This is a genomic window from Dietzia sp. B44 (genome assembly GCF_014145245.1).
GTDB lineage: Bacteria > Actinomycetota > Actinomycetes > Mycobacteriales > Mycobacteriaceae > Dietzia > Dietzia natronolimnaea.
Map to the genome: position 1 here is coordinate 1 of NZ_JAALEF010000008.1, position 4,890 is coordinate 4,890.

Consider the following 4,890-nt stretch of genomic DNA (forward strand, 5'->3'; position numbering starts at 1 on the left):
CCCGCGACGCCTCGGCGCTCGACCAGGCCGCCGGGATGGTCGCGGACCGCCTGGGGATCCCCGGTGGTGGGCCGCGGCCCGCACCCGTCCCGTCGACCTCCCAGCACCTCGCGGGGTCGGCGCGGATCGGTGAGGTGGTCGACGATTCCGGCCGGGTCCTGGGCTGCGAGGGTATGCGGGTGGCCGACGCGTCGGTGTTCCCGGTGCTGCCGCGGTGCGGCCCCTATCTCTCCGTTCTCGCGGTGGCCGAGGACCTCGCCGCGCGGGTGGTCGCCGGGAGCTCGTGGTAGAACCGATATGAGAACACGTTCCACCGCCGAGGTGGGAGTGCGGGCGGAAGGGCCACCATGACGAGTAGCGAGATCGAGACCCGCAGTGATCACCCCCACGCCGCCGAGCCCCGGTCCTTCACGCTCGCCGGTGCGGCCGGGATGCTCGTCGGCGACGTGTGGGAGCCGCTCGGTGATGCGGATCCGGTCGACGAGATCCTCATGCTGCACGGCGGGGCGCAGACCCGGAACTCGTGGAACCGCGCCGCCCGGCGACTCGCGACCGAGGGGTACCGGGTCACGACGATGGACGCGCGGGGCCACGGTGACAGCGACTGGGCGGCGGACGGGGACTACGACATCCATCGCATGGTCGACGATCTCGAGCTGATCGTCGCCGCCCGCTTCCCCGGCCGGCTGCCGGTTCTCGTGGGCGCCTCGCTCGGTGGATTGACCGGACTGCTGGCGCTGGGGACCGCCAAGCCCGTCGCCCGGGCGCTGGTGCTGGTGGACGTCACCCCGAAGATCGAGGCGAAGGGCGTCCAGCGGATCGGGGAGTTCATGCGGTCGGGGCTGGACGGGTTCGCGGACCTGGAGGCCGCCGCCGAGGCGATCGCCGCCTACCAGCCTGGTCGTCAGCGCCCGACGAACCTGGACGGACTGCGCAAGAATCTCCGCCAGAAGGGCGACGGCCGGTGGTACTGGCACTGGGACCCGCGCTTCGTCGCGGGCGCCACCGGGGACAACGCCGAGATCGGGAACGACTACTTCGAGGGGATCGTGCCCCACGTCACCGAGCCGACCATGCTCATCAGGGGGTCGCGATCGGACATCGTCAGCGACGAGTCGGTGGCCCACCTGCTGCGACACCTCCCGCACGCGTACACCCACGAGGTCGCGGACGCCGGTCACATGGTGGCCGGGGACGACAACGCGGTCTTCCTGGACCAGCTCGAGTGGTTCCTGGCGGAGATCCTCGGATCCCCGCCCCGCCCGGGGGCGCGGGGGGAATAACCCCGATCGGGCGACGTTGTTCCTCACTGCACGACCTTGAATACCCACACGGGTATGGTCCGTGCGAGAAGGTCGTCGCAGGCGCGGGCTGTCCGTAGGCTGGCGACGAGAGACGACGGGACGAGAGCCGCCCCGTCCCGCTAGGAGGGCATTCGTATGACCACCGTCGACATCACGACCGCCGACTTCGAGAAGACCGTCACCGACAACGACATCGTCCTGGTGGACTTCTGGGCCGAGTGGTGTGGCCCCTGCAAGGCCTTCGGGCCGGTGTTCGAGAAGGTCTCCGGCAAGAACCCCGAGCTGACCTTCGCGAAGGTCGACACCGACGCGGAGCAGCAGCTGGGCGCGATGCTGCAGATCCAGTCGATCCCCACGCTCATGGCGTTCCGCGAGGGCATCGCCGTGTTCCGTCACTCCGGTGCGATCCCGGAGCAGGCGCTCGACGACCTGGTCGAGCAGATCAAGGGGCTCGACATGGACGAGGTCCGCAAGGCGGTCGAAGAGGCCCAGGCCCAGCAGGGCGACGCCCAGGGCTGAGTCGGCCCACTCCCTCCGGCGCGCCCGCGCGCGGAAATTGGAACAGGTTCTCGGTTTGACGATCCCCGGTGGACCGATGCGGATATCGTGATGAGAACACGTTCCAGTGACGGGATCACCCCGTCGCGCCCGGAGGGAGTCGAATGAAGACCAAGGCCGCCATCGCCCGAGAGCTGGGCAAGCCGTTCGAGATCGTGGAGGCCGAGCTCGACGGCCCCCACTTCGGCGAGGTGCTCGTCAAGTGGAAGGTCGCCGGTCTCTGCCATTCCGACCTCCACATCACCAGTGGTGACCTGCCCGGGCGACTGCCGATCGTCGGCGGGCACGAGGGCGCGGGCGTCGTCGAGGCGGTAGGCCCCGGCGTGACCCACGTCCAGCCCGGCGACCACGTGGTGGGGTCGTTCATCCCGGCCTGTGGCAAGTGCTCCGCCTGTGCGCGCGGCATGACCAACCTGTGCGACGGCGGACTCAACGGCACGATCGGCGAGATGGCCGACGGCCGGTACCCGTTCGCCCTCGCGAACGGCGAGACCGCCGGCGCCATGTGCACCCTCGGCACGTTCTCGCAGTACACCGTCGCCAACATGAACTCGGTGGTCAAGGTCCAGGACTGGATCCCCTTCGAGGTCGCGGCGCTCGTCGGCTGCGGCGTCACCACCGGCTGGGGATCGGCCGTCTACTCAGCCGACGTCCGGGCCGGTGACACCGTCGTCGTCTTCGGCATCGGCGGCATCGGCATCAACGCGATCCAGGGCGCGAAGCACGCCGGCGCGCGATTCATCCTGGCCATCGACACGGACGAGTCGAAGCTGGCCAAGGCCACGGAGTTCGGCGCCACCCACGTCTACTCGGACGTCGACCAGGCCAAGGCCGAGCTTCCGGGCCTGACCTGGGGGAACATGGCCGAGAAGGCCATCATCACGATCGGCGTGGCGGACGCTAAGGTGACCGCCGACGCCACCGACATGGTGGGTAAGCGGGGGGTCGTGGTCCTCACCTCCATGGGCGGCCTCGACAACCAGTCCATCAACCTCACCGGGCTGTTCGTCTCCCAGTACGAGAAGGTCATCAAGGGGTCACTGTTCGGGTCGGCCAACGCCTTCCACGACATCCCCAACATCCTGCGGCTGTGGGACGAGAAGCAGCTCAAGCTCGACGAGCTGATCACGCACCGCTTCACGCTCGATCAGGTCAACGAGGGCTACGAGATCATGGAGTCCGGCGGCGACGGCATGGTCCGCGGGATCATCGTCCACGACGACTGATCCCCTGCGACTCCGCCGGCACGGCCGGCGCTGCGGGCACGACCGCGGCAACCGTGGGCCCCGGTTCCCCTCGAGGGGGTGGACCGGGGCCCGCTCCGTACACCGGACTGGACAGCGATACCCCCACGGGTACACTGGGGTCCGGATCGACATCCGCATCCGCGAGAGAGCAGGAGGGCCCGAGATGGCTGACGACGAGGCGAGGACGCAGGTGCTCAACCGCCTGCGCCGGGCGCGGGGACAGCTCAACGCGGTGATCGACATGGTCGAGCAGGAGCGCCCCTGCAAGGACGTCGTCACCCAGCTGGCGGCGGTCTCCAAGGCGCTGGACCGCGCCGGGTTCAAGATCATCAGCTCCAACATCCAGGAATGCCTCGCGGGCGACGGCGAGACCGGCGAGGACGGGATCACCGTGGCCGAGCTGGAGAAGCTCTTCCTCTCGCTCGCCTGACCGCTCCCCGGGGCCGTGGGATGCTGGCCCCGGTACGCGGAAGACATCACCCGACCACAGACGTGAGGACTGCGACATGGACGTCGGAATCGGTACGTACACGGCGATGGGATTCGACGAGGCGGTGGAGGCGACCCGCGAGGCGCTCGCCGACCGCGGCTTCGGGATCCTCCACGAGATCGATCTCACCGCCACGCTCAAGAAGAAGATCGACAAGGACATCGAGCGCGTCCTGATCCTCGGGGCGTGCAACCCCGGGTTCGCCGGTGAGGCGTTCGACGTGAGCAAGGAGGTCGCGCTGCTGCTGCCCTGCAACGTCGTGGTCCGCGAGTCCTCCGGGGGCTGCGTCATCGAGGCACAGAACCCGGCGCTGCTGGCACAGGTCATCTCGGGCGGCCTGCAGGACATGGCCGACGAGTTGTCCGCGCAGATGCGGTCGATGATGAAGGACCTCACCCGCTGAGTAACCTGGGGGCATGACCCAGGAGCCGCACACCGACCCGCGGGCCCTCGCTCAGCAGAGACTGGAGGCGATGGTGGGGCGGGGAGAGCTGTCCCTCGCCGAGTTCTCGGACCGGGCCGCCAGGATCTGGTCCGCGACCTGCCCCGCCGAGCTGGAGGTGGCCCTGAGCGGACTGCCGCTGGGTCCCGGCGCGGGGCCCACCCCTTCCTCGACGCAGCCACCGGCCACCCGGCCGTCAGGGGCGATCACCGTCGACGAGAGCCGGAAGAAGACCTCGGTCTTCGACACGCTCAAGCGGGAGGGTCGGTGGTCCCTCCCGGACGACTACCGGCTCACGTCCTGGATGGGCGAGATCTACCTCGACGCCCGTGAGGCCGTGGTCGACCGCCCGCGCACCCACATCCAGCTCGACCTGTGGGCCGCCAACGCCAAGATCCTGCTGCCCCCGGGAGTCTCGGTCGCGGTGACCGGCAATCGGACGTGGTCCGAGCTCAAGATCGACGAGGGCCGCTACGACATCCGTGGTGGCCCGCATCTGGACTTCGAGATCAACGGTTTCATGGCCGGCGTGAAGATCAAGATCCTCGCGGCGGGGGAGCGGATCCCCAAGACGTGGAAGTGGTTCTAGGCGGTTCGACCGCGCCGCCGCCACACCGTGTGCCGGTGCCGGACCTCGTCGTCGTGCCCCTCGACGCGGCTCCGCGGATCGGTGATCCACTCGCCGACCTCGACCCGCTCCCACGTCCCGTCCAGCTCCGGGGCCAGCACGGTCCCCGGGGCGTCCGCGTCGATCTCGGTGACCAGGCACTCGTCCGCCGCGCCCACCGCGGCGGCGTAGATCTGGCCGCCGCCCATCACTACCGCGTCGGGGCCGGCCGACGCCAGCGC

The 4,890-nt window shown here is 69.5% G+C and carries 8 protein-coding genes; 7 read left to right on the forward strand and 1 reads right to left on the reverse strand.

Translation table 11 applies throughout. The features are described 5' to 3' along the window. From G6017_RS00375 to G6017_RS00405, 7 genes are all read left to right on the forward strand, one after another. The coding region (locus G6017_RS00375; RefSeq protein ID WP_241731304.1) for a GMC oxidoreductase at nt 1-290 on the forward strand (290 nt) is incomplete at its 5' end. 57 nt (nt 291-347) lie between these two features. Beyond that, complete coding sequence (locus tag G6017_RS00380) at nt 348-1,283, forward strand: alpha/beta fold hydrolase (RefSeq protein WP_182615359.1); 936 nt, start codon at nt 348-350, stop codon at nt 1,281-1,283. Between the two features lie 156 nt (nt 1,284-1,439). Continuing rightward, nucleotides 1,440-1,823: a thioredoxin gene (gene trxA, locus G6017_RS00385; RefSeq protein ID WP_179525878.1), complete on the forward strand. Its 384-nt coding sequence runs from the start codon at nt 1,440-1,442 to the stop codon at nt 1,821-1,823. A gap of 143 nt (nt 1,824-1,966) precedes the next feature. Next, entirely contained in the window at nt 1,967-3,088 is a 1,122-nt protein-coding gene (locus G6017_RS00390; RefSeq protein ID WP_179525877.1) for an NDMA-dependent alcohol dehydrogenase, read from the forward strand. Between the two features lie 184 nt (nt 3,089-3,272). Then, complete coding sequence (locus G6017_RS00395; RefSeq protein ID WP_179525876.1) at nt 3,273-3,539, forward strand: metal-sensitive transcriptional regulator; 267 nt, start codon at nt 3,273-3,275, stop codon at nt 3,537-3,539. A gap of 76 nt (nt 3,540-3,615) precedes the next feature. Then, on the forward strand, nt 3,616-4,002 hold the full coding sequence (locus G6017_RS00400) for a DUF302 domain-containing protein (RefSeq protein WP_179525875.1): 387 nt from the start codon (nt 3,616-3,618) through the stop codon (nt 4,000-4,002). A gap of 13 nt (nt 4,003-4,015) precedes the next feature. Next, nucleotides 4,016-4,630 carry a DUF1707 SHOCT-like domain-containing protein gene (locus tag G6017_RS00405; RefSeq protein ID WP_182615361.1) on the forward strand — a complete coding sequence of 205 codons (615 nt, stop codon included), beginning with the start codon at nt 4,016-4,018 and terminating at the stop codon, nt 4,628-4,630. Here G6017_RS00405 and G6017_RS00410 read toward each other — a convergent pair. Beyond that, on the reverse strand, nt 4,627-4,890 hold a 264-nt coding region (locus G6017_RS00410; RefSeq protein ID WP_182615363.1), incomplete at its 5' end, for a dihydrofolate reductase. The two genes, G6017_RS00405 and G6017_RS00410, sit on opposite strands and share 4 nt — an antisense overlap.